This is a genomic window from Brachyspira intermedia PWS/A (genome assembly GCF_000223215.1).
Classification (GTDB): domain Bacteria; phylum Spirochaetota; class Brachyspiria; order Brachyspirales; family Brachyspiraceae; genus Brachyspira; species Brachyspira intermedia.
The window spans coordinates 3,108,812-3,135,118 of record NC_017243.1; the positions used below are offsets into that span (position 1 = coordinate 3,108,812).

Sequence of the window (26,307 nt, forward strand, 5' to 3'; positions counted from 1 at the left end):
ATGAAAAGTTTACGAAATGTCATACATTTGCATAAGCTGGTTCAGAATTATTTTCACTATTATTTTCTTCTTCCAATGCCTTTCTTTTCATTTTTCTGTAAATATATATGTACATAATACTAGCCATTATAACAGTAACTATGTCAGCTATAGGCTGAGCCCATATAATACCTTTTATGCCGAATAATTTTGTACCTATAAGTATTGTAGGAACAAATGCTATACCTTGTCTGCTTATAGAAAGCACCAATGAAGGAATTGACTTTCCTAATGCTTGGAATGTAGACATAAATACAAATTGAAATCCTATTATAGGAGCTATAGAATAACTAGCAACTAAGAATTTTACTCCATAATCAATTACTTCTTCATTGTTTATAAATACAGCTACTGCTAATCTTCCAAATATTAAAGATAAGCCTAAAAGTAAAAATCCTATTACAACGCTTACAGCACAAGATATTTTAATAGCAGCATTCATTCTCTTATAATTTTTAGAAGCGAAGTTGTACCCCACAAAAGGCTGAAGCCCTTGGGAAAGTCCTATAAATACTAGTACAACAAGAGTAAATATTCTTTGAGCAACTCCAAGTCCGGCTACTACATTATCACTGTATCCTGCTGCTAAATTATTTATTAATATGTTTGAAGCACTCATAAGTATATTGTTGATTGAAACAGGTATTCCTATAGAAAATACATTGATAAGTATATCTTTATGCAAAGTAAATTCTTTAAAATGTATAGATAGGAAAGATTTTTTTCTTAAAATATGGTATATGTAGTAAATAGTAGAACAAGCATTACCTATTATTGTAGCAAGAGCAGCACCAGCAACCCCCATATTCATATAAAGAATCATAATAGGATCTAACACTATATTAACAATAGTACCAAGCATCATACCTATCATAGCCTCTTTTGAAGAACCTTCAGCACGTACAATTTGCCCCATAGCCATTTGATTAACTACAAAAGGTGCTCCAAATGCCACTATTACTAAATAATCTTTAGAAAATTGATAAGTGTTCTGACTTGCTCCAGAAATTTTTAATATATCCTTCATAAATATTAGATATACAGCCATAGAAATAAAACCTACTATAATGCTTGCATAAAAAGCAAATGCTGATATCTTTTTTACAGATTCATAATCTCTGGCACCTAATTTTCTTGATATATATGATCCGCCCCCTATACCGAATATATTACCAAAAGCCATAAGAAGCAAATATATAGGCATACATAATGACACGGCAGCAACCTGATTAGGATCGCCTGTCTGTCCTACGAAAAAAGTATCTACCATATTATAAAAAACATTTACTAACATTCCTAATATTGTTGGAAGTGCTAGCGTAATTAGTGCTTTATGTACTGGGTAATTTTCAAATAATTCTATTTTTTTATCCGTCATACGTTTGTACCTCCTTTTTATTATTGTCAATATATATAGTATACTATATATTTAAATATAGCAAGCTATATAGCAGCAAATTTTCCCAATTTATTCATTAAGATTGCAAATAAAATTTTATTTAATTATACAAATACAACATTAATACTGTAATAAAATACTTGATTTTTTATAATTTTAACATATAATAGACTGAGGTATATTATTATATTTTATTAGAATAAACCATTAACTATTAACAAGAAAGGCTAATATGTACAAATTGAATACTTATGTTGTATATCCTATGTACGGTATATGCAAAGTTGTGGGAATATCAGATAATAAAGTTAATTCTAATCTAGTAGAATGTTATGTTCTAGAATGTGAAAGTGAAAATATTACATTAAAAGTGCCTATAAATAGAGTTAAAGAATATCGTATAAGAAAGATTATATCTAAAGCAGAAGCTGATAATCTTTTAAATATATTACAGACAAAACCTCATGATATAGAAAACAATTGGAAAATAAGATACCAAGAAAACGAAGAAAAGCTAAGAAGCGGAGATATTAAAGATACGATAGAAGTTGCAAGAAGTTTATTCACAAGAAACAAATTAAAAGAACTTTCTGCAAGCGAAAAGCGTTTATATGAAAAAGCTTATATGTTTATAGTTAATGAAATTAGTATAGCATTAAAAAAAGATAGAGATGAAATTGAAGATATAGTATCAAATGCTTTGGAGAAGTCAGCTAAGAAATTCAAGACTAAGCCGTTAGAAAAAGAAAAAGTAGTTAAAGAAAAAGAAGAAAAAGATACTTCTAAAAACGGACAAAAAAAAGAAAAAAGAGGCTGATAAAGAATAATACCTTATCCAGTTTATATTAGTTTATTCCTTAAAAAAATAATATGCATATAATATGAAACTAAGGGGAAATTATGTGGAGAGTTGTGTATTTTGTACTATCTTGTATAGTACTAGCTGTGGATTATTTTATACTGAAACATTTTAATTATCAAACATTAACAGTATTCATAATTAGTGCGGTATTGGTATTTTTATTTGAGTTTTTGTTTATTAGAAAGAAAACTTCTAAAATCATACTAGGTTTTTTTATAGCATTCTTTTTGACATTAATAACTGTACTTTTAACTATAAGTACAATTAATACAGTAGGAATAACTTTATCATTAAATGAAAAATTAATCATTCTATTCGTAGAAGGATATTTGATTTTTGGTATTATTATAGCTTTCATACCAAGCATATCAAATATGTTTAAACTTACAAAGCAGGATAAAACTAAAACCGCTAAAATATTAGACACATCTGTAATAGTAGACGGAAGAATATATGATATTGCAGAAAAGAAATTTTTTGACGGACTTCTTATACTTCCAGAATTTGTCATAAAGGAAGTGCAGTTTTTAAGCGATGCAAGAGATCCGCAAAAAAGAATAAGAGGAAGAAGAGCTTTAGAAATATTAAATAAAATGAAATCTTCTAAAAACATACTTCTTTCAATAACTGATATAGATTTTCCTAATATAAAAGAAGTTGACTTGAAACTTATTGAGCTTGCTAAAAAAATGGATGCTAAAGTAATAACAAATGATTTTAATTTAATGAAAGTAGCTTCCATACATGAAGTAGATATATTAAACATCAATGATTTAGCTAATTCTCTTCATGTAGTTGTTTTACCGGGTGAAACTATAAATATAGATTTGATAAGAGAAGGAAAAGATAAACAGGCTTTAGGTTATTTAGAAGACGGTACAATGATAGTAGTTGACAATGCAAAACATTTAATAGGAAAGAATGTTGAAATAGAAATAGATAATGTTCTTCCTAAAGAGGCTGGAAGAGTAATATTTGCTTCTTTAGCTTCTTCTAAACCTAATAATAAAAAAAGACATGATAATAAACAGAATTAAAAAAATATGATAATAGATCTTTCAGCTGAAATATATAACAATATGCCTCATTATCCTGATGATATTGATGTGAAAGTTTCAGCTGAAAACTATGAATATTTTAATATCACAAATATATCTATGTGCGTGCATACTGCAACTCATATTGATACCCCTCTTCATTGCATAAAAGGCAAAGATTCTGCTGCAAGTATAGATTTAAATTATTTTGTTGGAAATGCTTATTGTATTGATATAATGCCTGATAATGATAATAAAATAAATTTTGATGATAATTTCAATTTTGACATAATAAAAGAATGCAATATACTTCTTATTAATACATATTGGCATAAGAATATTAATACAGAAAAACATTATAAAAATTTTCCATATTTGAGTGAAAGTTTTGCATATAAGCTTATAGATTTAAAAATAAAAACTATAGGAATAGATACTCCTTCAGTTGATTCAATTTCAAATAATAACTTGATACATAATATTTTATTTTCTAATGATATATGTATTGTAGAAAATCTTACAAATTTAGAAAAAGTATCTCATAAAAAATTCTTTTTCAGTGCCGCACCTTTAAAAATCAAAGGAAGTGAAGGTTCTCCAGTTAGAGCCTATGCTATTATAGATTAATAATGATGATAAAAAATACTTATAAATAATATAAAAACCATGTCAGAAATTCTGCATGGTTTTTATTTTTAATTAAAATTATTAGAATCTTATACCTATTTGTCCGCCTATATCAAATCCTCCGAATGTTACTTTCGGAGCAACATTTTTATATTCCATAACAGGGAAATCATAAGACATATATATACCCAAAGTAAAGTTATATAATAAAAGAAAATCTAAACTTGCTTTAAGATAAGGTATATATAAATTATTAAAATTATTTTGAAGCTGTTTTAAATCATATTTTTCAGTATGCTCTCCGCCGCTATTTTCTTTAGAGTAACTGCTTCCGCCAAGAGGAAATTTTACTCCAGCACCTACACCAATAGACAAAAATAATATATCAATTTTAGGCATTAAACCTATACTCAAGCTATCAAATGTTAAATTTTCTTTGTTAATATCTGATTTATAAGCGAATACATCTCTTTGATATCCAAAATCTAAAGCTATTCCTAAAGATAAAACACTTAAATCAAAATAATAATTAGGTCTTAAATATACTCCAAATTCAAAACCTCCATCCGGCTTCAATGTTTTATTTTCTTTTCCATCTTCATAAAAAAAACCAATACCTGCTCCTAAAGGTACAGTTAAATCAACTCCAAAACCGCTTTTAGCCATAAGATTTGTGCTTATAGTTATTATTAACATTGAAGTTATTAATAAAATTTTCTTCATAATATTGCTCACCTCTTTATATAAAATTAACTCTTTTTATAATATAATAATATTATATATTTTTTCAACTAATATATTTATAATAAATAATTATTTTATATGTCTTTTTTGCAACTTTGGCGAAGCCAAAAAAGTTGATAAAAAAATTACACGTAAAAAGAGCCTGCCATTTTTCAAATAGCAGGCACTCGTAATTTTTTTATTTCTTTATTTATACATAAAAAAATTATTCACTTATAGTGTCTAGTAAATGATTCTGTCCGCATTATAGGAATTTACTAAATGCTCATAATTTTTTTATTTCTTCTATGCTCAAATCTGTATTTTCACTTATTATTTTTATATCTATTCCTGATTCTTTTAATTTTTTAGCTATGGATATTTGCTGTTCTTTTTTACCTTGTTCTATACCCTCTCTTTTACCTTGTTCTATACCCTCTCTTTTACCTTCATCTCTCTCTCTTTTTAACATTATAGTTTGACCATATAAAAAAGCATCCCTAGCATTATAAACTTCCATTTCTTCTTTACTTGATATAAATCTCTCATATTTATCTATTACTTTAGGCATAATATCATTAACCTCCTTTAATTTATCTTTTACTTCATCTAAATCTTTAACTGTAAAAAACTCTATCCAAGATAATATTTTATTTTTCTTAATATCATCTATATCTGAACTATTTAATACTTTTATAAATCTTGGTACTTCTATTATATGCATCTGCATCATATCCAATGACACACTATGATTCTCAGTATCTATTAATTTAAAACATCTATGAGGCTTACCTTCATCATAAAAATCCATATTAAAGTTCACAAAATTAATACTTATAACCTGACTAATAATATCATAGGGTTCATTTTCATTAATTTCACTTACTACATTTTTTGATATATAATAAAATATCCTTTTTACAAAATCAATATTTCCAGATAATTGTATCTCTATAATTATTTTTTTATTGTCCTTTGTTCTAGCTTTAACATCAAGAACAGATTCTTTGAGATTAATATTTTCAGGCAGATTATGAGGATTTATAATTTCTAAATCATGTACTTCATCAAATTTTGAATCTCTAAGTACACAATTTACTATATTTTCTAATATATCTTCATTTCCAAGAGAGCCTAGAAGGTAACGCACAAAGTAATCGTTCATTCTGTTAATATTTCTCATAAACAAATTATAACAAATAAATATATAAAAGTAAATTAAGAAAATATTTATTACTAGCACTATTTTTGAAAATATAAGACTTTTATTTATAAGAAAAAACTATTCATTAAAAGAGCCTGACATTTTTTAAATAGCAGGCACTCGTAATTTTTTATATCAAGCTTTTTTATTTATTAAATATTTTCTTCTATTAAGATACTAAATCCTTAACGGCATCGCGTCCGGCATTAAGAGCCTTTTTTATTTATATATAAAAAAGTTTTCGCTAAAAAACCTCTGCACTCTTACGAGTACAGAGGCTCAAACTTTTTATTTATTAAATATTTTCTTCTATTAAGATACTAAATCCTTAACAGCATCGCGTCCGGCATTAAGAGCCTTTTCATTGGACGGAAGAAAATCTTTCTTACGCTCTCCGAATACCTTTAAAAATGCCTGCTGTACGCTGTCAAATGATACTATATTATGAAGTGTAAGCAAAGCACCAAGCATAACCATATTAGCAGATTTAGGATTACCTATATCGCCTGCTATTTTATTTGCTTCAACATAAGCAACTTTTATATCATCTCTTGAAGCCTTTTTATCTATCAAAGATGAATTTATTAAAAGTATTCCATTAGGAAGAACATCTTTTTCAAATTTGGTAAGAGAAGGAAGATTCATGATAACTGCTGCACTAGCATCATGAGAAATCATAGGAGAACCCACAAGTTCATCACTTACAACTACCGAACAATTAGCAGTACCTCCTCTCATTTCAGGGCCATAAGAAGGACACCAAGTAACATGCTTATTTTCTATCATTCCGGCATAGGCTATCATCTGTCCCATAGACATAACACCCTGTCCGCCGAAGCCTGCAAAAATAATTCTTTCTGTACTCATATATTCCCTCCTTTTTTAAGCATCATTTCTAAAATTACCAAGAGGATAATGAGGTATCATATATTCTCTTATCCATTTATGAGATTCAGTAGGTGCTATTCCCCAGTTAGTAGTACAGCTTGTAAGCATTTCTACTATAGAAAAGCCTTTTCCTGCAATCTGATTTTCAAAAGCCTTTTTAACTGCAACTTTAGCCTTTCTAATATTCGCAGGACTGTCTAAAGCGACTCTCTCAACAAAAGTAGCACCTTCCAAAGTAGCAAGCATTTCGCATACTCTTATAGGTTTACCTGCTCTGTGGAAATCTCTTCCAGCCTGTGTAGTAGTTGTTCTTTGTCCTTCCAAAGTTGTAGGCGCCATCTGTCCGCCTGTCATTCCGTAAATTGCATTATTCAAAAATATTACTGTAATATTCTCTCCTCTTGCAGCGGCATGTACTATCTCGGCAGTACCTATTGCAGCTAAATCTCCATCACCTTGAAGTGTAAATACAACACTGTCATGAATGGCTCTTTTTATACCTGTAGCAACAGCCGGAGCTCTTCCATGTGCTGCCTGCTGCATATCACAATTAAAATATTTATAAGCAAGTACAGAACATCCTACTGAAGCTATTCCTACAGTTCTGTCAAGTACATTAAGTTCTTCTAAACATTCAGCTATTATTCTTTGAGAAGTACCATGCATACAACCGGGACAATAATGTGTCCTTGCATCTGTTAATCCTTTTGATTTTTCAAATACTGTCATAATAAACCTCCTGCTAAAACTCTCACATTATCTATTATCTCATGAGAAGTAGGTACCAAACCGCCAGCCTTTCCATAGAATTTAACAGGAACTTTACATTCTACTGCGAGTTTTACATCATCAACCATCTGTCCCATGCTCAGTTCAACACTTATATACATTTTGCAATTAGGGTTATCAAATGCTTTAACAGGAAAAGGCCATAAAGTTTGAGGTCTAATCATACCTACCTTCTTGCCTTCTTCTCTAAATTTATCAACAACACCTCTTACTATTCTTGACATAGTACCATAAGAAACAAATATTAACTCTGCATCATCTGTATGATATTTTTCTGCTCTTGCTTCTTTTTCTTTTATTTCATCGTATTTTTTCTGCAAATGTAGATTATGTTCATATAATAATTCAGGCTCTAAATAAAGAGAGTTAATTATATTATTTTTTTCTCTTTTGCCTCTTTTTCCGCATGCAGCCCAAGTTTTTTCTTTTATCTCATACTTTGGCTTATATACTATATCTACAGGCTCCATCATCTGACCTATAAAACCATCAGCAGCAACATAAACAGGTGTTCTGTAATGATCAGCTATATCAAAAGCCTCCATTATCATATCAGCAGCTTCCTGTAAATTTGCAGGTGCTAAAACAGGACAATTATAATCCCCATCTCCTCCGCCTTTAGTCATCATATTATAATCACTTTGAGAAGGCTGTATACTTCCAAGTCCAGGACCTCCTCTCATAACATTAAGTATAACAGCAGGAACTTCCGCACCGGCAAGATATGATATACCTTCCTGTTTTAAAGCTATACCCGGAGAAGAAGAAGAAGTCATAGCTCTTACTCCAGCTCCGCCTGCCCCATAAACCATATTAATAGCAGCAACCTCACTTTCTGCCTGCACAAATGATCCACCTGATTCATACATAGCTTTTGACATAAATTCAGGTATCTCATTCTGCGGAGTAATAGGATACCCAAAAAACATTTACATCCTGCAGCAATAGCCGCACTAGCCATAGCCTCATTTCCTTTCATTAATGTCCTAGCCATTATTTACCCTCCTCTTTGTCTAACCTTTCTACTGTTATACATATATCCGGACACATCATCGCACAATTAGCACAGCCTATACATTTTTCCATATCAGTAACAGCTGCCGGATAATATCCCCAAGAATTCATATTTTCTTTATCTAAATACAGTATCTTAGTTGGACAAACAGATATGCAATTAGAACATCCTTTACATTGTTCTCTATCAATAGTAACTCTGCCTTTAGCCATATATCCTCCTTCATTGATATTAAACTTTATTAATATAATATAATAAATATTATAAAAAAACTACCGGTACAATACCGGAACAATATTATATTATATTTAAAAATATTGATTTGTCAAAATTTAATATAAAAATAAAAATAAATCAATGAATAATATTAACTATATATTATGAATAATATTAACTATTATATATAGTAATTATTATATTTTTGTATATAATTATAAGAATAATGTATTTTATTGGAGTGATCATTAATGAATATAGATGATAGAAAGAACATAGAAAGATTATTTGATTTAGGGCATGATGCTTTTATCAGTAAAGATTATGAAAAGTCTATTGAATATTTAGATGAAATTATCAATATTTATAATAAAGATATTATTGCATATTCAGACAGCGAATTTATTATATATAGCGATTCTTATGATAATGAAGATGATGAAGAAGGAAAAAATATAAATAATGAAGATATAAATACCACTCATGATACTCTAGTAGATGTATACTATAATAGAGGACTATCATATTTTAATTTAAAAAAGTATGAGGAAGCTATTAAAGATTTTGATAAAGTCATAGAATTGTCACCTGATAAATCTAATGCCTACTACAATAGAGGGCATTCTAAATCATACTTAGGTCAATATGAAGAAGGAATCAAAGATTTCAAAAAAGTTTTAGAGTTTAATGAAGATGATGCTGAAGCTATATACTATATAGGATTAGGATATTTTTATTTGGGAAGATATGAGGAAGCTATAAAAAACTTTGATATATCTTTATTATTAGATGATGAAATTGATGATGCATACTATTATAGAGGGCACTCTAAAAGATACCTAAATATGTATGAAGAGGCATTATCCGACTTTAATAAAGTTATACAATTAAGAGATGATGACAGCGATTCATATTATTCTAAAGGTTTAACTGAATTTTTCTTAGGGCTATATGAAGATGCTATTAATGATTTTGATAAAGCTATTGAATTAGACGGCAATTATTCTAATGCATATTATTTCAGAGGGCTTACTAAAAACAGCTTAGAATTATACAAAGAGGCTATGGATGATTATAAAAAAGCATTAGAATACGCCGATGAAGATAATATTATCAGTATATATAATGATATGGGACTTCTAGAATACAAATTAGGAAATTATAAAGAGGCTATCAATTATTATACTAAAATTATAGAAATAAATGATGATATATACTATTCCTATTATAATAGAGCATTGGCTGAAGAGTCTTTGGAATTATATGAAGATGCTTTAGCCGATTATAGTAGAGCTATAGAATTAAATCCTGAAGATACTTACTCATACAACAATAGAGGACTCATAAAAAATGAAATGCAGATGTATGATGAAGCATTAGAAGATTATAATAAAGCTATAGAACTAGAGCAAAACGATGCATATTTATACAATAACAGAGCCTTGCTTAAAGGAAGAATGCATTTATACAAAGAAGCTATAGAAGATTTTGACAAAGCTATTTCATTATACAGTGAAGATGCTGAATTCTATTATTATAGAGGACTTACCAACTCATACCTAAATGAATTAGATGAAGCTTTGAAATATATAAACAAAGCCATAGAACTAGATTCTAAATATATTAATGCCTATAATGAAAGAGGGCTTATACATTATAGAAATACCGATTATAAATCAGCTATTAAAGATTTCAAAAAAGTTATAGAGCTTGATAATGAAAGTGTATATGCTAATTATCATTTAGCTTTATCTTATGATGCTTTAGAAGAATATGAAACGGCTTTGAAATATTATTCTAGAGTTATTGAACTAGATCCTACCACACCTGATCCATATTATAACAGAGCTTTAGCTGAAATTGAAATGGAATTATACAATGAGGCTATAGAAGATTTTTATAAAGTAATAGAGATTGATAATACCATAATGGACGCTTATTTTAATATAGGTATATGTTATGATTCTTTGAAAGAGCATCAAAAAGCTATTGACTGCTACACCAAAGTTATTGAAGCTGATAAATCTTCTATTGATGCTTATTATAACAGAGGATTAAGCAAAGTAGAATTAAAACTTTATAATGAAGCTTTTGAAGATTATATAAGGGCTTTAGAAATTGATCCTAAATATGCTAATGCTTATAATGGCATAGGTTTTTCAAAGACAAAATATTCCAACAATGAATTTAAAAACGGCAACACTCAAAGGGCTATAGATTTACTTAATGATGCTTTATTATATTATGAAAAGGGTTTATCTTTAAAAATAAATGATAATTTAAATAACGCTTCAATTTATGACAGTATGGGCTATACTACTACAAAATTAGCCAATATTTATTTATCAATGAAAGATATGGACAATGCTTACAAATACTATAATAATGCTTTACTCTGTTTTAGAGAAGCTTTAAAACTAAATAGTAAACATGCTCTGGCTCATAATAGTATAGCGTACATTTATATACATTTAGACAAAATGAACAATAAAAATAATATTTTTAATGAAGAGGCTTACAAATATTTTTCTGATGCATACAGCTTTGCTAAAAAAGATGATAAAAAATTAATAGTAAAATGTATTACTTCACTTGCAAAAGAAAATATAAAAACTGCTGTAGATTTTTGTGTTAATAACAATATAGAGTTTTAATTTACGCACGGTAAACTAAATAAAAAATATAAATTAATTTAGTATTCAAATTTTGCTATATATAAAAATAGATAAAGCGTGCGGAGTATTAAATTAAAAATCTAATCTGCACTTGGGGGGGCTATAATTTCTTCATTAGCTTTAAGTATAAATAAATTAAAAATTGCAGATTATAGCAATAAAAATAAAAAAGGGGGGTATGTAAATAAAGTTTTAAAATTTAATTACACTCGCCCACCCTTTAGGCTTTTTACTTTATTCTGTCATCTATAAATTATTTTTCTTTTTAGTTTTAACATGTTATTTTAGCTGCCCACCCAAGATTTTTTTAAATTTATAGCGAATATACCGCACGTTTAGTAAAGCTAAAAATATAAATTTATATTATAATAAAATTTCATTATGTTTTGAAATTTTGCTAACCGTGCGTTTAGATATATAGAATTTTTATCTAATATATACTGAAAAATTTTCAGTTTGTCATTTTTTATTCAACTTTTTCCCGCCGCAAAAAGTTGCAAAAAGTGCAATTATAAAATTAGTACTAAATAACACTAAAATTATCTTACATGTAAGATAATTTATTAAATTAAAGACTAAATGCAGTCTTTTTGGTTCTTTGTGCCAACAAAATAACTGGGGTTCGGGGCAAAGCCCTGAAAATATTTTGAATTAAAAAAATTATTTTAACAAAATATATTTGTTTCAGTATATACTAATAATTTTTAACTTTGTCAACCGATGCACTTTATATAGATATTATCTACTTTTTTGTCGTACAAAAAAGTAGCAAAAAACGCAATTGCTAAAACTTTATATTTTAAGAATATGTATCAAATATGGTGTAATACCATAATTTTAAGTCAAAAATGAAGTTGTTTTGGTTCTTTTATACCAATAAAACAACTTGGGGTTACGAAGTACTCAGAGCGGTGAGGAAAAGCAACCACAAACAATAAAACTAAAAACCTAAATTTTGGCAAACTTAAAAATTTTTAGTATATAATTCAAATTTCATTATGTTTTGAAATTTTGCTAACCGTGCGTTTAGAGATATATAAATTTTATATAATATAAAATAGGTATCCCAATTTGTTTGGAATACCTAAAACTTTTATTATAATATTTTAATTAATTACATATTAGAACCTGTATTATCACTGGAATTGAATTTGTCCATATCTACTTCCTTGCAGATTTTTCCTGTAACAGCAGCAGTAACCATACCATCATTAACATTAAGCATAGTTCTTCCCATATCAATAAGAGGCTCTATTCCTAAAAGTATAGCAACCAATCCCACGGGAAAACCTAAAGCTGAAAGCGTAATCAAAGCGGCATTTGTAGCTCCTCCTCCAACTCCGGCAATTCCGAAACTTCCAATAGCAATTATTATAACAGCCTTTATTAAGAAAGCAGGTTCAAGAGGATTAATTCCTAAAGTAGGTGCAATCATAGCAACTACCATAGCAGGATAAATACCAGCACATCCATTCTGTCCTATAGTTACGGCAAGAGAAGCTGATAAATTTGAAACTCCTTCAGATATACCCATTTTATCTTTTAAAGCTGAAACAGTTAAAGGCAAAGTACCTGCACTTGTTCTTGATGAGAAAGCAAATGTTAAAACTGTAAATGCTTTAGTATAATATTTGATAGGATTATATCCAAATATCATAAGTATTATACTATGAACTATAAGCATAATGATTATAGATATATAAGAAGCTAGAAGGAATTGTCCTAATTGAGCGAATGCATTCAAATCGCTTGTAGCCATGAATTTAGCCATAAGAGCTAATACTCCGAATGGAGTTAATCTCATAACAAACGCAACTATCTTCATAACAACGTCATGTAAAGACTGCATAATCTTTTGAAAGAATTCAAATACTTCAGGCTTTTTCTTTCTAAGTCCCAAAGCAGAAGAACCAACTAAAGCTGCAAAAAATACAACCGAAAGTGTAGGCGATCCTCCCATACCGGCTAATGCTGCAAATGGATTTGTAGGTATAATATCTAATAATTGCTGAGGAACTGGTCTTGATGAAAACTCTTCCAATCTACCCTCATAATTTGAAGCACCTTTTGATATATCGCCTACCAATGACTGAAGTTTTGAAGCATCTAAGCCAAATCCTTTAGCTGTTAAAAATCCAACTAAAGCAGATATAGCTGTCGTTATCATTAGTACTGCAATAATTATCATAGTCATTTTGCCTAGATTATTACTATTGCCTTTTATGTTAATAAGTGCCATAGTTATAGAAACAAAAATTAAAGGCATAACTAACATTTGTAGAAGTCTCACATAACCGTTACCTACTACATTGTACCAAACGATACTTTGATTTACTATTTCCATATTTGAGGCATAAACTGTTCTAAGTACGAAGCCTAAAGCCAAGCCTAGAATTAAGGCTGATAATACTCTAATTGTGAAATTTATATGCTTCTTTTGCATAAAATAGAGTAATCCAATTAGAGCAAGCAATATTATAACATTAATTACAATATAAAGTCCCATATAAATACTTCCTTTTAATATTTTTAATGCATTCTAATATAATATAGTTTTGAAAAAATTGATAGTTTATAATTAAAATCTATTTAACGCACGGTAAGTGAAATCTTATAATATAATAAAATTTGTATTTATGAATAAATAAATATTTTAAATTTAATTCTGCGTGCGGTGTATATACCTAAAAAATTATATTTTGTCAATTTTATTTTTTATATTTTTATTATTTTCGGGAACTAGCCCCCGAACCCCCACTTCTTTTGGTGCCACAAAGAAGCTTATATCCTCGATAAACTCGGATACGCTTCGCGAAAGGCTATATTTGAACTTAAATGTAATAAATTATTTTACATGTAAGACAATTTTAGTATTATTTAGTACTAATTTTATACTTGCACTTTTTGCAACTTTTTGCGGCGGGAAAAAGTTGAATAAAAAAATTGACAAAGTTAAAAATTTTCAGTATACTCTAAAAATTTAAATAAATCTTGGGCAGGCAGCTAAAAATAACGGGTTAAAACTAAAAAGAAAAATAATTTAAAAATTACAGAACAAATTAAAAAGCCTAAAGGGCGGGCAAATGTAAGTAAATTTTAAAACTTAATACATACCCGCTCTACATTTATTATTTTTTATTTAATTAGAATATATGCTTACTATTTTTAATATTACCTCTGTCATTTTTTCTAAAGACTGAACAGGAATGTATTCAAATCTGCTGTGAAAATTTTCTCCTCCAGCTGATAAATTCGGACAAGGCAATCCTCTAAAAGATAATCTAGCTCCATCAGTACCGCCTCTAATAGGTCTAATCTTATCCTTTATACCGCATTCATTAAAAGCCTTTTTAGCATTATCAATTAAATGCATATGAGGAAGTATTTTTTCTTTCATATTATAGTAGCTGTCTTTAATATCACAGATAAATGTATTTTCGCCATATTTTTTGTTTAGGAAATCACAAATATCTTTTATGAATTCTTTTTTATGATTGAATTTCTCTAAATCATGATCTCTTATAATATATTCAAGTTCTGCTTTTTCTTCAGTACCTTCTATATATGATAAATGATAAAAACCTTCATACTTCTCTGTATACTGAGGCTTTTGTTCTGCTGGAAGCATAGAGTTAAATTCCATTGCAAATAAAATAGCATTCTTCATTTTATTTTTAGAATATCCCGGATGAACATTGACACCATTAACTGTTATCTTACAAGAAGCAGCATTAAAATTCTCGTACTCTATTTCTCCAATCTCTCCGCCATCTATAGTATAAGAAAAATCTGCATTAAACTTTTCAATATCAAAATATTCTATACCCTCTCCTATTTCCTCATCTGGAGTGAAAGCTATTTTTATTTCTCCATGCTCTATTGTTTTATCATTCATTAAAATTTCAGCCATAGTCATAATTTCTGCAATACCGGCCTTATCATCAGCACCTAAAAGAGTAGTTCCGTCTGTTACTATTAAATCATTGCCTATATATTTATTTAAATTATCAAACTTTATGCTGCTTAAAACTATATTTTTTTCTTTGTTTAAAACAATATCTTTACCGTCATAATTTTTGATAATATTAGTTTTTATATTTTCTCCCGGTGCATCTTCATTGGTATCTAAATGTGCAATGAATCCTAATTTAGGCTTATCCTCTTTTCCTTTAGATGCAGGTATCGAAGCATATACAAAAGATTTATCATCGACATAAGCATTATCAATACCCATTGTTTTTAATTCATTAACTAAATATTCAGCGAATACTCTTTGTCCTTCTGTACTTGGAGTTTGATTCTCATTTCTGCTGTTTGAAGTAGTATTAAAAGATGTATATTTTATAAATCTCTCATAAGTTTTCATATAATAGTCCTTAAAAATAATACCTATATGTTAACAAAATTATTTAATAATTCAATACATTATTTTGTGATTTATTTACATACCCCGCCCTTTAATATTTTCTGCTTAATCTACACATTTTTACTTAAATTAACTTTATTGTTTTATTACCCACCCAAGTGTTATTTAAATTTAAAAATTTATTTAATTGGCTATTTTTTATAATCAAAATTTTATTTTAATCAATATTTATAATTTTGTTCTGCATGCGGATTAGTATACAGCAAATTTAAATAAATCTAGGAGGAGCTATATTTTCAGATTAAGTAATTAAGAAAAAATAAACTTGAATTTTTATTTTGTATTAAGTAGGATAATGTGTGGCATTCATAATAAAGTTTAAAAACAAAAAATAACGGCTGCCTACCCTATTGGATAAACAACCGTCATCTTTATTTTATATTCTATCTTTAAGCTATTAACTTATTATAGAACAGGACTTTCATGCATAGCTTTGATTCTAGTCCATCTTCTGTCAACTTCTTTTTGGAATTTATCAAGTATCTCTTGATTTTTAAGAAGGTGTTTAGTTTTACCCATCATTTTCAACCATTCAGTAACAGGTAATTTCTTATCATCAGCTACCATTTGAGTGATAGTAGTGATACCATGTTCAACCTCATATAATGGGAAGAAGCAGCAATCAACAGCAGCTTTGATAATATCTTTACCCATATCATCAGGAGATTTCCAGTTCAATGGACAAGTGATAAGAAGTTTAACAAAAGCAGTACCATGATTATTAGCATACCATTGAGCTTTAGCAGCTTTCTTAATCAAATCCATAGGATAAGCTTCACAACCAGTAGCAATGTAAGGTATATGACAACCAGCAAAGATTTGAGCAACATCTTTGTGTCCGAATTGTTTACCAACTTCAGCTTTACCAACGTTAGAAGTAGAAGTTCTATGTCCTAATGGAGTAGAGAATGATAATTGGTTACCAGTGTTCATGTATCCTTCATTATCATATTCTAATATAATCATTTTGTGATTTCTAATAGCAGCACCAATAGAAGGTCCCATACCTATGTCATGACCACCGTCACCAGTAATCATTATGAAAGTAGGATCTTCAGGTCCTTGAATTTCTCCTCTGCGTTTTCTTTCATGATACATTTCAACAACACCAGAAAGAGTAGCAGCACCATTTTGGAACAAGTTGTGAACATAAGTAGTTCTGTAAGAGCTGTAAGGATAACCTGTAGTAACAACCATAGAACAACCAGTATGTACTAAAAGAACAACATCACCTTCAATACCTTTCATGAAAGTATTGATACCAGAGAAGATACCACAACCGTTACAAGCACCATGTCCTTGAGCATAACGATAAGCTTTACCAGTTAATTCTCTAAGAGGTGGAACTTTAACATCAAGTTTATGAGTTTGTTCATTCATAGTAACAGTGATGCCTGATTTTTGACTCTCTAAAGTAAGAGGTTCATGTATAGGTTTCATTTCAACACCAGCATGACCCATATATTGTTCTAAGTAAGAATGTTTTTCAACAGAACCAGGGTTAGCTAATTCTTTTAAACCTAAATCAAATAATTCTTTAGCTTTTTCAAGAGTAAACTCAGTACCGCCAAGACCATAAACTCTGCTTACAACAGAAGATTTATTGTTTACATCGTTTTTCAAAGCAGCTCTGATTTCAGTAGACATATTACCACCCATACCAGAGTATGAATCTTGTCTGTCACCTACTACAACTACTTTAACATTAGCTAATAATTTTTGTAATTCTTTTTCAGGGAAAGGACGAATTTGAGTGATAGCGAAAGCACCTATTTTAAGGTTAGGATTAGCTTTTCTCATTTCATCAACAGCCAAAGTTCCAGTTTCATAAGAAGAACCGCAAAGCATTAAAGCAACTTCAGCTCCTTCCATATTATAAGTTTCTATTGGATGATATTGTCTTCCAGAAAGAGAAGCAAATTCTTCGAATACTTCAGTAATGATAGCACGAGAATCTTCTAAAGCTTGAGAAAGCTGTAATTTACTTCCTGTTAATTCATCTTCGTTCATGTAAGGTCCAATTGTAACAGGATTTTTTCCTGGTTCAACTGAAGTAACTTCTGGAGTATATTTACCTAAGAAGTCTTGTACATCTTTATCATTTTTGAAAAGATATATTTTTTTCTTCTGGTGAGAAGTAAAGAATCCATCAGAAGAAACTATGATAGGAAGTTTAGCTTTTTCAGCAATTTTTAATGCAAGAATATTGAAGTCGTAAACCATCTGAGTAGTATGAGCCATAATGATGATCCAACCAGTGTTAAGAGCCATCATAATATCAGATTGGTCACATTTAATATCTAATGGACCAGAAACAGTTCTGTTTACAACGTTTAATACCATAGGGAATCTTGTTCCCGCTTGAACAGGTAATTGTTCCATAGCAAAAAGAAGACCGTTAGCAGAAGTAGCATTGAATACTCTACCGCCAGCAGTAGTAGCACCATAACAGATACCAGCAGCACCATGTTCACCATCACCAGGGATCATGCAAACAGTGTGTCTTCCATTAGCTTTCATTTCATCTAAGTACTCAGCAATTTGAGTAGATGGAGTGATTGGGTAATAACCCATAACGTGATAATTGATTTGAGCGGCTGCAATGGCTGCTAATTCATTACCACTTTCAAGTATGTTTTCTTGTTCAGCAAGATTATATTTGTTAGCCATTTATTCGCTCCTTATTATTTTTTATAACGACTGTATGTAAGTTCATCAACATTGCAATCAGCTTCTACTTCTATTCTTAAAGCCTGCTGATCTTTTTCAAACTTACCTGAATAAGGTCCTTTAGGGCAAGCTCTAACACATTTTAAGCAGCCTTTACAATATTGATAATCAATACCCATCATGTTCATAGCTATTTTGTTTGGATCTTTTCTGTCTGGTCCTTTTTCCCAAACGATACAAAGGTCTGGACAAACAACTTCACAGTTAGCACAGTCTATACAGTTTTTAGGATTGAATACTGGTATATTACCTGTACGAGTAACTTGTAAATCTTTTAAAGTAGAGTTACCAGCAGCATTGATATAACCACCTGTTAATTGGTTGTTTTTACCATAAACAGGTTCTGGTTTTTTGTAAGGTATATATGGATATTTACCATCTGCAGGGAAATCTTTTACTACAGAATCACTTCCGCCTCTTCTGAAAGCTTCAACGTTAGGTTCTACTAATTCAGGTTTTTTGCCTGAGAATTGCTTTCTAATTTGCTCTTCAAATTTAGCAGAATCTATAAAGTCAAGCTGATTAACCATAGCACCCATAATGATAGTGTTAGCTGCTTGTGAAGGAAGTTTTAAATCATTAGCGATTTTAATAGCATCAACACAAACTACTTTACCACCATGTAATTTAGCGAAGTCTCTTGCTTCATCAGGTGTTTTATTAGTGTTAAAAATAACTATAGCATCTTCTTTAACACCAGCTAATGTCATAGGGTTTTTAAGAAGATTCATATGGAATACAGCCACAACATGAGGCTCTTCTACTGTAGAGTTAACTCTTACTTCTGTATCAGAAAATCTTACGAAAGATTTAACTGGAGAACCTTTCTTTTCTGAACCATAACTTGAGAATGCAGCACCATAGAAACCTTGAGTCAAAACACCTACTTCTGCAAGCATTTTACCAGCACTATTAGCACCCATTCCGCCTATACTTTCGAGACGAATCTCGAAAAAGCCTAAATCATTGACTTTTGGGAGTTTCACGATTTTTTTCTCCTTTATTTAATTAAAATGAGATTTTGGGAATAAACATTAAAAGTATAATAGTTTATAAAATTAATATACTATCAATGTTTATATATTGTACTATAAATAAGATAAAAGTCAAATTAATTATCATTATTTTAATGTAGCATATATATATTTTATTAAAAAAATACTATATGTTTACACAAGTTTTACAAAAAAAATGTATGAACAATAAAACATTTGACATATGGTACTTTAACTATTATACTATATAGTGGTGTTAAGAGTTACTAGGATTTCATTAATATAATAAAAATTGTCTTTGTAAGAATATATCAAATATAATTTATATATTCTTTCAATTTTTTTATATTCTAGATTACTAGTATTTTTCAATTTGATTTATACATAACTTTATTGGGGTCTGTATTATGAAAAAGCGATTTAATAGTTTAAATGTACAAATACCTATGGTAGTTAATATTTTTATCGCATTGCTTTTAATTATTTCTATATCAACATTAGTATATATGTCGAAAAAAGCCATAGATAAATCTTCATACGATGGATTTGGAACTACAATAAAAGGATATTCCACTTTTTTTGATTCTCTAATTGAAAATCAGTTAATTTTATCAGATACTTATGCTTCTTTTTCTTTCGTAATAAATTATATGGAATATAGAAATCCTGCAGATGAAAGTAATATGCTTACAGTATTAAAACTTATAGGAGCAAAAAACCCATATGTTAAAAGCCTATCTTTGATAGAAGCTGATGGAACTATATTAAATAATTCTGAAGATAATAATATTGATGTAGGTAAAAAAGTAGCTGATCTGTATCCGGATTTATGGAGAAGATATGATCCTGTAAAAAAACCTACTCTAGCTGATGCTATATATAAAGACAAAGATGGCAAGTGGATCACTGCTATAATCTCTCCGGTTAAGTCTAAAACTGATAATACATATCTTGGCGGTATGATGATTATATTAGATTGGCAGAAAGTTATAGATGAAATATCCATTACTGCAGGAGAGGTTCTTACTCATTGGATAAGATTATGGGTATTCAATAAAGATACTTTACTTGTAATGCATAATGTACCAAGCGAAGTTGGTAAATTGGCTCCTGTGGAAATTAAAACAATAGTTAATAACACTGAAGGAAAATTGGAATTCCAAAATGATGGTATGACTAAAGTATGCTTATATAATTCCCTTAAAGATCAGCCTTGGAAAGTTGCTTTTTCTATGCCTTTGAGTTTTATTGAACAACAAAGTACAAATATATTAAAGATTGGAATTCTAATAGGAGTATTAGGAATAATATTTAGTTTTGTTATCGGATTCTTATACATTAAAAAGATTATTAGTCCTTTGAAAATACTTGTAGAAGAAGCTGAAGAAATGTCTAAAGGAGAATTTGTACTTAGAAAATTCAAATTCAAGAAAAACGAAATTGGGGATATAGCATATTCATTCAAAAATATGAGAGATGCTATGGTAAAAATTATTAATGAAGTTAATGCTACTTCAGAAAAAATTAACAATGCCGCTGCTAACCTTACTCAAGGAAGTGATGACTTATCAGCTAGAACAGATGCTCAGGCTTCCAGTCTTGAAGAAACTGCTTCTGCTATAGAAGAGATGGCTTCTACAATTAAATCATCAGCAGAACATTCTGTAGAAGGAAACGATATGATGATAGCTTCTAAAAAGGCTGTAGAAAATGGAGCAAGCGTTATAGCGGAAACTACTAAAAACATAGAAGAAGTTTATGAATCTAGTGAAAAAATAAAAAGTATTACTAAAACAATAGAAGATATTGCATTCCAAACTAATATACTTGCTCTTAATGCTTCCGTAGAGGCCGCAAGAGCTGGAGATCAGGGAAGAGGTTTTGCTGTTGTAGCTTCTGAGGTTAGAAACCTTGCACAAAACTCTCAGTCATCCGCTAAAGACATAACATTGCTTATAGAAAATATTTATGAAAAGATTAATAAATCTGCCGAAACTGCAAGAGAGTCACAATCTATATTCAATGATATACAGTCAAAAATAGATGGAACAGCAAAGATAATGCAGGAAATAAGCACAACCGCAGTAGAACAGCAAACAGGTGTGGATCAAGTAAATATAGCGGTATCTAAAATAGATGGTATAACTCAGCAAAATGCTGCTTTAGTTGATGAAACTACAAACTATGCTAGAGAATTATTAGAACAGTCAGAGAATTTAAAAAGTATTATGACTTTCTTCAAAATGGATTAAAATTTAATTTATTATCAGCTATGAAATTTTATTGACAAATAATCTTTACTTTTTGTACAAATTAAATTATCATAGCTGATAATTTTATTTTAGGATTATCTATGAAAAACTATATCAAAATTGTGATAACCTTTATCACATTCTTATTAATAACTTCTTTATTAAATGCTCAAGAAAAATATACCAATGCTATAATGCCTCCGCTTCCAAATGCATTTGATATGTTTATTGGAAGAGAAGGAAACAACGAACTTCCTCAATATATAGAACCTGATTATTTTAGAGATGATTATAAAAGAAAACTTCCAAATCCTAATGATACAAATTTAGGCTTCTTTCAAAAGTATCCTATAGAATTTCATTTAACTACTACTTTTTCCTATGCAGCTCATACAAATACTTTTAATTTAAGAGATACTTTTGCAACTATTGGTCAGACATTTCATAATGACTATATACAATTTACAGGATTTATAACAGCATACGGATATTTTGATACACATAACCCAGATATAGAATATCCATATATAAAAGGAAATGCTGGTCTTTATGATGGAGGAGTACAGGCTGTGTTTATCGATAGAATACTAGTATCAGCCAGAGGAAGAGCTACTTTTGATATTAATACTACTACTTTCATGCTTATGCCGCATTATTATGATACTACATTAAACCCTGCTCATATTGATACACCTGATTATTATATACCTCAAGTATTAAATGGACCTGGTATAAGAGTTGGATTTATAGGAAATCATTATGAGATAGCTTATTCTCAAGGAGATTTCAGACATAGTATACCTAAAGCATTTTTATTTAGATTTAATATACCTAATATTGAATTTAGATTCTTATATGAACATGAAAACAGAAGAGACCCACAATTTTATCATATAAATTTATTTGATTCACTTGTTCAGGCTTCTGCAACATTTAGATTCCCTCTTATGAATGAAACTATTTGGCTTAATGCTATTGCCGAATATACTTGGAGAGAAAATGATGCTCATTATATACGTTTAGAGCAGGGTTTTGAATGGTATATGTTAAACATTGCTTTAAGAGAAATGGTTCATATAAAAGATAAAAATGCTAAATTATATTTAGAATATGCTATATTTGGTAAATTCAAAGCTGGTCCTGCTGAATTCAATGTAGGTTTCCAAGGTTCTACAGATGGAAGATATTATATTGCAGGAAATGTAACATTTTAACAACTTGTAGTATTTTCCTTATAATATATAATATTATTCTAATAATTTAAGGAGGGTTACTATGAAAAAAATAATATGTACAATATTAACTTTATCTGTATTATCAATATATGCTTATGGTGCTTCTATAGCATTAAGCGAAGTACCTAGTAAAGCTATAGCATTTGCTGATAAATATTTTGCTGATTATTATTTATACAGAGCAACTGAAATGGGAGGTTCTTATTCTTTAATATTCAAAGGCGGACTTAAAATATATGTTAATTCTAATGGAGAATGGAGAACTGTAGACGGCGGCGGAGAAGAAATATCTATAGCTTATGTAGAAGATAAAGTTAGAAATGCTATCAAAAAAGAATTTCCTGATGAAAAAGTTATTAGTATAAAGAAAAATAGCAAAAATTATGACATAGAGTTCAAAAGCAGAAGAAAAATAGCTGTAGATCTTGAAGGCAACATCACTAAAAAAGGAAGATGGTAATTTAAAAAATATAAAATAAAAGTACAAGCATAAATATTATGTTTGTACTTTTTTATTTTAACTACTATTATAATTTTATATTGCAAATAAAAAGCAGATTTAATAATTTAAGATTTTGATAAACTCTAACTAAATAATTAAAAAAATTGGAGATAATGGGGCTCGAACCCACGACCCTCACAATGCCATTGTGATGCTCTCCCAAACTGAGCTATATCCCCTTAATAAGATTCAAGCATTTTAAATTATTTTTAAGTAAAAGTCAATCTATTTGTTTTCTTTATTAATTATAAGTTTTAACATTTGCATACAAACTAATTTAAAATATTTTATAGCTTAAAGTGCATTAACTTGTTTTTGAAGGAGTGATTTTAGTTGCGGTGGCTTTGCCCCCACACCCCCACTTCTTTTATTGGTATAAAAGAAGCAAAAGAACTGCAAGCACTTATTATCATCTTACATATTGTTGCTGATTTACTTATTTGGTTTATAATTGAAGTATAATTTTTTTAAGAGTTTTTTATGACCACTTTAGATATAAATGAAATATTAGGATATGGTATAACAGAACAGCCTACCGAATATAATTCAGAATATGAACTTATTAATTGGCTAAAGTATGATTTACTTCAACAAGCACTTAGCAAATGTAAAACTAAAAATTCAAATAATATTATAATTATAACAGATGAAGAAGAAAAATATTATACTTTAAATATAGGTATTGAAGATTATAAAAATAATATTAAAAATAAAACCATTATTAATTTTTATTTAGAAAACATTTTATTTGATTTTAGTATAAAATACGCTAATGTAAATAAAGTACATTACAATTTAAGATTAGATAATTTAATTATTAATAATGAGTTAGATTTTAGTTACAATAATTTTTTTAATATATTTGATTCTAATATACAATTTCATAATATTGAATTTGAAAATAATTTATGGTTTGATCATCTGATATTAAATAAAGGAATTTACTTTTCTGGATGTTATTTTAAAGATAAATTATGTTTTGGAAGTTCTAAAATAAATGATAAATTATATATATCAAATTCTACATTTGAAAATGGAATATCATTTGCTAATAATCAATATATAAATAGTATTGAAATTATAGATTCATACTTAAATAAAGAATTAATATTAAAAAACAATAATATAGAAAAAATAATTGATATAAATAAAATTAATATTGATGATAATATTGAAGAAAAAAATTATAATTCAAAAATTATATTAGATAATGTTGTTTTTGATAACAATACTTCTTCTATAAACTTAAATAATATAAAAAAAGTAAATGAAATAAATATAAATAACACTTTTATTAATGGTAGAATAAATTTAAAAAATATAGAAGTAGAAGAAGCAGATTTTAAGGGCTCTGTTATTAATGGAGGTTTAATCAATCCGGTTAATTTCAAAGTTCATAAATTCGCTAACCGTGAAAGTGCTTTATTTCTTAAAAATGAGGCTTATGCTAGAAATAATGCTATTGATGCCTTAAAGTATAAGGCTAAAGAAATTGAATGTCATAAAGATGATTTAATGAAATTGTCAAAAGACATTATACAAAATAAAGAATATTCATTTACTAAAAAAATAAAAGAATTATATAAAATTGTTGGAGATATAGCATCAATATATTTAAGTTCTTTATACAGTGATAATGGGCAGAATTGGATTAAGGCCTTATTTATGACTATATTAATAACAATTATTTGTTTTACTGTTTTTTATATTCCTGATTTGACTGATTCTAATATAATACGCCTATATTATAGAAATCTATTTCCAGAGTTAATAAAATATTTTATACCTACTGATTACAGCCTTATTATAAAATATGCCGCGTCTAAACTGAATTTATTTTTAAAAACATTCGGAGTGTTAGTTTATTTTTTAGGTAAAGTTTTATTCTGGTACGGCTCGGTGCAGACTGTTCAGGCTTTTAGAAAATTTGCAAAAGGGGCTTAGATTATTTATTAATTAGATATTTTGAAAGTATTTCATTAGCTATTTCTGATATATAAGTTTCTGATTGTTTGGATAAAATTTCCAATTCAGATAATATTTTTTATCTAAATAAATAGGAGTTTCTATATCTTCGCTATTAATAAGAAATTTTCCGTTTTCGAAATCTGTAATTCTATGAGCTTTTGAAAAATCATATTCTTTTTTTATATCACTCATAATCCCCCCTATTATAATATTGATTAATTTCGTTTTTAGTTGCATACCTTGCTGATATGATTCTTATAACTTCTTCATTAGAATTTTTTGTTCTATCTGTATGAATTACAACAACAATAAACTTTCCTTTAATATTACCCATTGTAATAAATCTATCCTCATAATCAGAATGTTCTTCATCTTTCATAATGAGGGCATTTTTATCTGAGAAAACATATATTGCATCTTCAAATGAAATTTTATGTTTTTTATATTGATAATATTTTTATTATTATCCCATTCAAATTTAATCATAATATTATTTCATATTATTAAATTATAATATCAATAATAATGAATTAATTTACTTTTTATTAGTCAAACACTTGTAAAATATCATTAGCAGACTGTTCAGACATTTAGAAAATTATTAACTTTAAAAAATCAATTACATACCCCACCCTTTATATTTACAATCTATTATGATGTTTTTATACTAATTTTCTTTTTTATTTTTACTGTTATTATAACTGCTTACAAAATTTTTATTATAT

General features: G+C 28.6%; 20 protein-coding genes, 1 tRNA gene and 1 pseudogene. 8 read left to right on the forward strand and 14 right to left on the reverse strand.

Annotated features, from left to right (window positions below; translation table 11 throughout):
- Positions 1-19: 19 nt before the first annotated feature.
- Positions 20-1,417, reverse strand: coding sequence for an MATE family efflux transporter (locus tag BINT_RS13530; RefSeq protein WP_014489131.1), 1,398 nt, complete (start codon positions 1,415-1,417; stop codon positions 20-22).
- Positions 1,418-1,670: 253 nt separating this feature from the next.
- Between BINT_RS13530 and BINT_RS13535 the strand changes: the two genes are divergently transcribed.
- From BINT_RS13535 to BINT_RS13545, 3 genes are all read left to right on the forward strand, one after another.
- Positions 1,671-2,255, forward strand: coding sequence for a CarD family transcriptional regulator (locus tag BINT_RS13535; RefSeq protein ID WP_041177503.1), 585 nt, complete (start codon positions 1,671-1,673; stop codon positions 2,253-2,255).
- A gap of 83 nt (positions 2,256-2,338) precedes the next feature.
- A complete protein-coding gene (locus BINT_RS13540; RefSeq protein ID WP_041177504.1) occupies positions 2,339-3,337 on the forward strand; it encodes a PIN/TRAM domain-containing protein in 999 nt (332 codons plus the stop codon).
- A gap of 6 nt (positions 3,338-3,343) precedes the next feature.
- A complete protein-coding gene (locus tag BINT_RS13545) occupies positions 3,344-3,964 on the forward strand; it encodes a cyclase family protein (protein ID WP_014489135.1) in 621 nt (206 codons plus the stop codon).
- 81 nt (positions 3,965-4,045) lie between these two features.
- Here BINT_RS13545 and BINT_RS13550 read toward each other — a convergent pair whose 3' ends face one another.
- The 6 genes and pseudogenes from BINT_RS13550 to BINT_RS13575 all read right to left on the reverse strand — a co-directional run bounded on the left by BINT_RS13550 (position 4,046) and on the right by BINT_RS13575 (position 8,795).
- Positions 4,046-4,687, reverse strand: coding sequence for a hypothetical protein (locus tag BINT_RS13550; RefSeq protein ID WP_041177505.1), 642 nt, complete (start codon positions 4,685-4,687; stop codon positions 4,046-4,048).
- A 286-nt stretch (positions 4,688-4,973) separates the two neighbouring features.
- On the reverse strand, positions 4,974-5,870 hold the full coding sequence (locus tag BINT_RS13555) for an Rpn family recombination-promoting nuclease/putative transposase (protein WP_014489137.1): 897 nt from the start codon (positions 5,868-5,870) through the stop codon (positions 4,974-4,976).
- Between the two features lie 333 nt (positions 5,871-6,203).
- On the reverse strand, positions 6,204-6,758 hold the full coding sequence (locus BINT_RS13560) for a 2-oxoacid:acceptor oxidoreductase family protein (protein WP_014489138.1): 555 nt from the start codon (positions 6,756-6,758) through the stop codon (positions 6,204-6,206).
- A gap of 15 nt (positions 6,759-6,773) precedes the next feature.
- Complete coding sequence (locus tag BINT_RS13565) at positions 6,774-7,508, reverse strand: thiamine pyrophosphate-dependent enzyme (protein WP_041177507.1); 735 nt, start codon at positions 7,506-7,508, stop codon at positions 6,774-6,776.
- Positions 7,505-8,562 (reverse strand): annotated as a pseudogene (gene vorB / locus BINT_RS13570) (3-methyl-2-oxobutanoate dehydrogenase subunit VorB). The gene BINT_RS13565 and the pseudogene vorB overlap by 4 nt, the downstream one beginning before the upstream one ends.
- Complete coding sequence (locus BINT_RS13575; RefSeq protein WP_014489141.1) at positions 8,562-8,795, reverse strand: 4Fe-4S dicluster domain-containing protein; 234 nt, start codon at positions 8,793-8,795, stop codon at positions 8,562-8,564. Before BINT_RS13575 ends, vorB begins: the two are co-directional and overlap by 1 nt.
- A 255-nt stretch (positions 8,796-9,050) precedes the next feature.
- Between BINT_RS13575 and BINT_RS13580 the strand changes: the two genes are divergently transcribed.
- Positions 9,051-11,453 (forward strand): tetratricopeptide repeat protein, encoded by a 2,403-nt coding sequence (locus tag BINT_RS13580; RefSeq protein ID WP_014489142.1) that lies wholly within the window; start codon positions 9,051-9,053, stop codon positions 11,451-11,453.
- Between the two features lie 1,135 nt (positions 11,454-12,588).
- Here the strand turns inward: BINT_RS13580 and BINT_RS13585 are convergent.
- The 4 genes from BINT_RS13585 to BINT_RS13600 all read right to left on the reverse strand — a co-directional run bounded on the left by BINT_RS13585 (position 12,589) and on the right by BINT_RS13600 (position 19,616).
- Entirely contained in the window at positions 12,589-13,980 is a 1,392-nt protein-coding gene (locus BINT_RS13585) for an L-cystine transporter (RefSeq protein ID WP_041177508.1), read from the reverse strand.
- A gap of 633 nt (positions 13,981-14,613) precedes the next feature.
- Positions 14,614-15,840 carry a peptidase T gene (gene pepT / locus BINT_RS13590; RefSeq protein WP_014489144.1) on the reverse strand — a complete coding sequence of 409 codons (1,227 nt, stop codon included), beginning with the start codon at positions 15,838-15,840 and terminating at the stop codon, positions 14,614-14,616.
- Between the two features lie 465 nt (positions 15,841-16,305).
- Positions 16,306-18,570: a thiamine pyrophosphate-dependent enzyme gene (locus BINT_RS13595; protein ID WP_014489145.1), complete on the reverse strand. Its 2,265-nt coding sequence runs from the start codon at positions 18,568-18,570 to the stop codon at positions 16,306-16,308.
- Between the two features lie 14 nt (positions 18,571-18,584).
- Positions 18,585-19,616: a 2-oxoacid:acceptor oxidoreductase family protein gene (locus tag BINT_RS13600; protein WP_041177509.1), complete on the reverse strand. Its 1,032-nt coding sequence runs from the start codon at positions 19,614-19,616 to the stop codon at positions 18,585-18,587.
- A gap of 416 nt (positions 19,617-20,032) precedes the next feature.
- On the opposite strand from BINT_RS13600, the gene BINT_RS13605 reads away from it, so the two are divergent.
- From BINT_RS13605 to BINT_RS13615, 3 genes are all read left to right on the forward strand, one after another.
- Positions 20,033-21,877: a methyl-accepting chemotaxis protein gene (locus tag BINT_RS13605; protein ID WP_041177510.1), complete on the forward strand. Its 1,845-nt coding sequence runs from the start codon at positions 20,033-20,035 to the stop codon at positions 21,875-21,877.
- A 101-nt stretch (positions 21,878-21,978) separates the two neighbouring features.
- On the forward strand, positions 21,979-23,091 hold the full coding sequence (locus tag BINT_RS13610) for a hypothetical protein (RefSeq protein ID WP_041177511.1): 1,113 nt from the start codon (positions 21,979-21,981) through the stop codon (positions 23,089-23,091).
- A 61-nt stretch (positions 23,092-23,152) separates the two neighbouring features.
- Positions 23,153-23,572: a PepSY-like domain-containing protein gene (locus tag BINT_RS13615; RefSeq protein ID WP_014489149.1), complete on the forward strand. Its 420-nt coding sequence runs from the start codon at positions 23,153-23,155 to the stop codon at positions 23,570-23,572.
- A 147-nt stretch (positions 23,573-23,719) separates the two neighbouring features.
- Here BINT_RS13615 and BINT_RS13620 read toward each other — a convergent pair.
- Positions 23,720-23,793, reverse strand: a tRNA-Ala gene (locus BINT_RS13620).
- A gap of 301 nt (positions 23,794-24,094) precedes the next feature.
- Here BINT_RS13620 and BINT_RS13625 point away from each other — a divergent pair.
- Positions 24,095-25,558, forward strand: coding sequence for a hypothetical protein (locus BINT_RS13625; RefSeq protein ID WP_014489150.1), 1,464 nt, complete (start codon positions 24,095-24,097; stop codon positions 25,556-25,558).
- 39 nt (positions 25,559-25,597) lie between these two features.
- Here the strand turns inward: BINT_RS13625 and BINT_RS13630 are convergent, their stop codons facing one another.
- Both BINT_RS13630 and BINT_RS13635 read right to left on the reverse strand, forming a co-directional pair.
- On the reverse strand, positions 25,598-25,774 hold the full coding sequence (locus BINT_RS13630; RefSeq protein WP_014489151.1) for a hypothetical protein: 177 nt from the start codon (positions 25,772-25,774) through the stop codon (positions 25,598-25,600).
- Positions 25,767-26,012 (reverse strand): BrnT family toxin, encoded by a 246-nt coding sequence (locus tag BINT_RS13635; protein ID WP_200859234.1) that lies wholly within the window; start codon positions 26,010-26,012, stop codon positions 25,767-25,769. Before BINT_RS13635 ends, BINT_RS13630 begins: the two co-directional genes overlap by 8 nt.
- Positions 26,013-26,307 lie beyond the last annotated feature (295 nt).

Excerpts from the sequence above, each read along its gene's own strand:
- BINT_RS13530 (WP_014489131.1), bottom strand. The coding sequence starts at position 1,417 with ATGACGGATAAAAAAATAGAATTATTTGAAAATTACCCAGTACATAAA.
- BINT_RS13535 (WP_041177503.1), top strand. The coding sequence starts at position 1,671 with ATGTACAAATTGAATACTTATGTTGTATATCCTATGTACGGTATATGC.
- BINT_RS13540 (WP_041177504.1), top strand. The coding sequence starts at position 2,339 with ATGTGGAGAGTTGTGTATTTTGTACTATCTTGTATAGTACTAGCTGTG.
- BINT_RS13545 (WP_014489135.1), top strand. The coding sequence starts at position 3,344 with ATGATAATAGATCTTTCAGCTGAAATATATAACAATATGCCTCATTAT.
- BINT_RS13550 (WP_041177505.1), bottom strand. The coding sequence starts at position 4,687 with ATGAAGAAAATTTTATTAATAACTTCAATGTTAATAATAACTATAAGC.
- BINT_RS13555 (WP_014489137.1), bottom strand. The coding sequence starts at position 5,870 with ATGAGAAATATTAACAGAATGAACGATTACTTTGTGCGTTACCTTCTA.
- BINT_RS13560 (WP_014489138.1), bottom strand. The coding sequence starts at position 6,758 with ATGAGTACAGAAAGAATTATTTTTGCAGGCTTCGGCGGACAGGGTGTT.
- BINT_RS13565 (WP_041177507.1), bottom strand. The coding sequence starts at position 7,508 with ATGACAGTATTTGAAAAATCAAAAGGATTAACAGATGCAAGGACACAT.
- BINT_RS13575 (WP_014489141.1), bottom strand. The coding sequence starts at position 8,795 with ATGGCTAAAGGCAGAGTTACTATTGATAGAGAACAATGTAAAGGATGT.
- BINT_RS13580 (WP_014489142.1), top strand. The coding sequence starts at position 9,051 with ATGAATATAGATGATAGAAAGAACATAGAAAGATTATTTGATTTAGGG.
- BINT_RS13585 (WP_041177508.1), bottom strand. The coding sequence starts at position 13,980 with ATGGGACTTTATATTGTAATTAATGTTATAATATTGCTTGCTCTAATT.
- pepT (WP_014489144.1), bottom strand. The coding sequence starts at position 15,840 with ATGAAAACTTATGAGAGATTTATAAAATATACATCTTTTAATACTACT.
- BINT_RS13595 (WP_014489145.1), bottom strand. The coding sequence starts at position 18,570 with ATGGCTAACAAATATAATCTTGCTGAACAAGAAAACATACTTGAAAGT.
- BINT_RS13605 (WP_041177510.1), top strand. The coding sequence starts at position 20,033 with ATGAAAAAGCGATTTAATAGTTTAAATGTACAAATACCTATGGTAGTT.
- BINT_RS13610 (WP_041177511.1), top strand. The coding sequence starts at position 21,979 with ATGAAAAACTATATCAAAATTGTGATAACCTTTATCACATTCTTATTA.
- BINT_RS13615 (WP_014489149.1), top strand. The coding sequence starts at position 23,153 with ATGAAAAAAATAATATGTACAATATTAACTTTATCTGTATTATCAATA.
- BINT_RS13625 (WP_014489150.1), top strand. The coding sequence starts at position 24,095 with ATGACCACTTTAGATATAAATGAAATATTAGGATATGGTATAACAGAA.
- BINT_RS13630 (WP_014489151.1), bottom strand. The coding sequence starts at position 25,774 with ATGAGTGATATAAAAAAAGAATATGATTTTTCAAAAGCTCATAGAATT.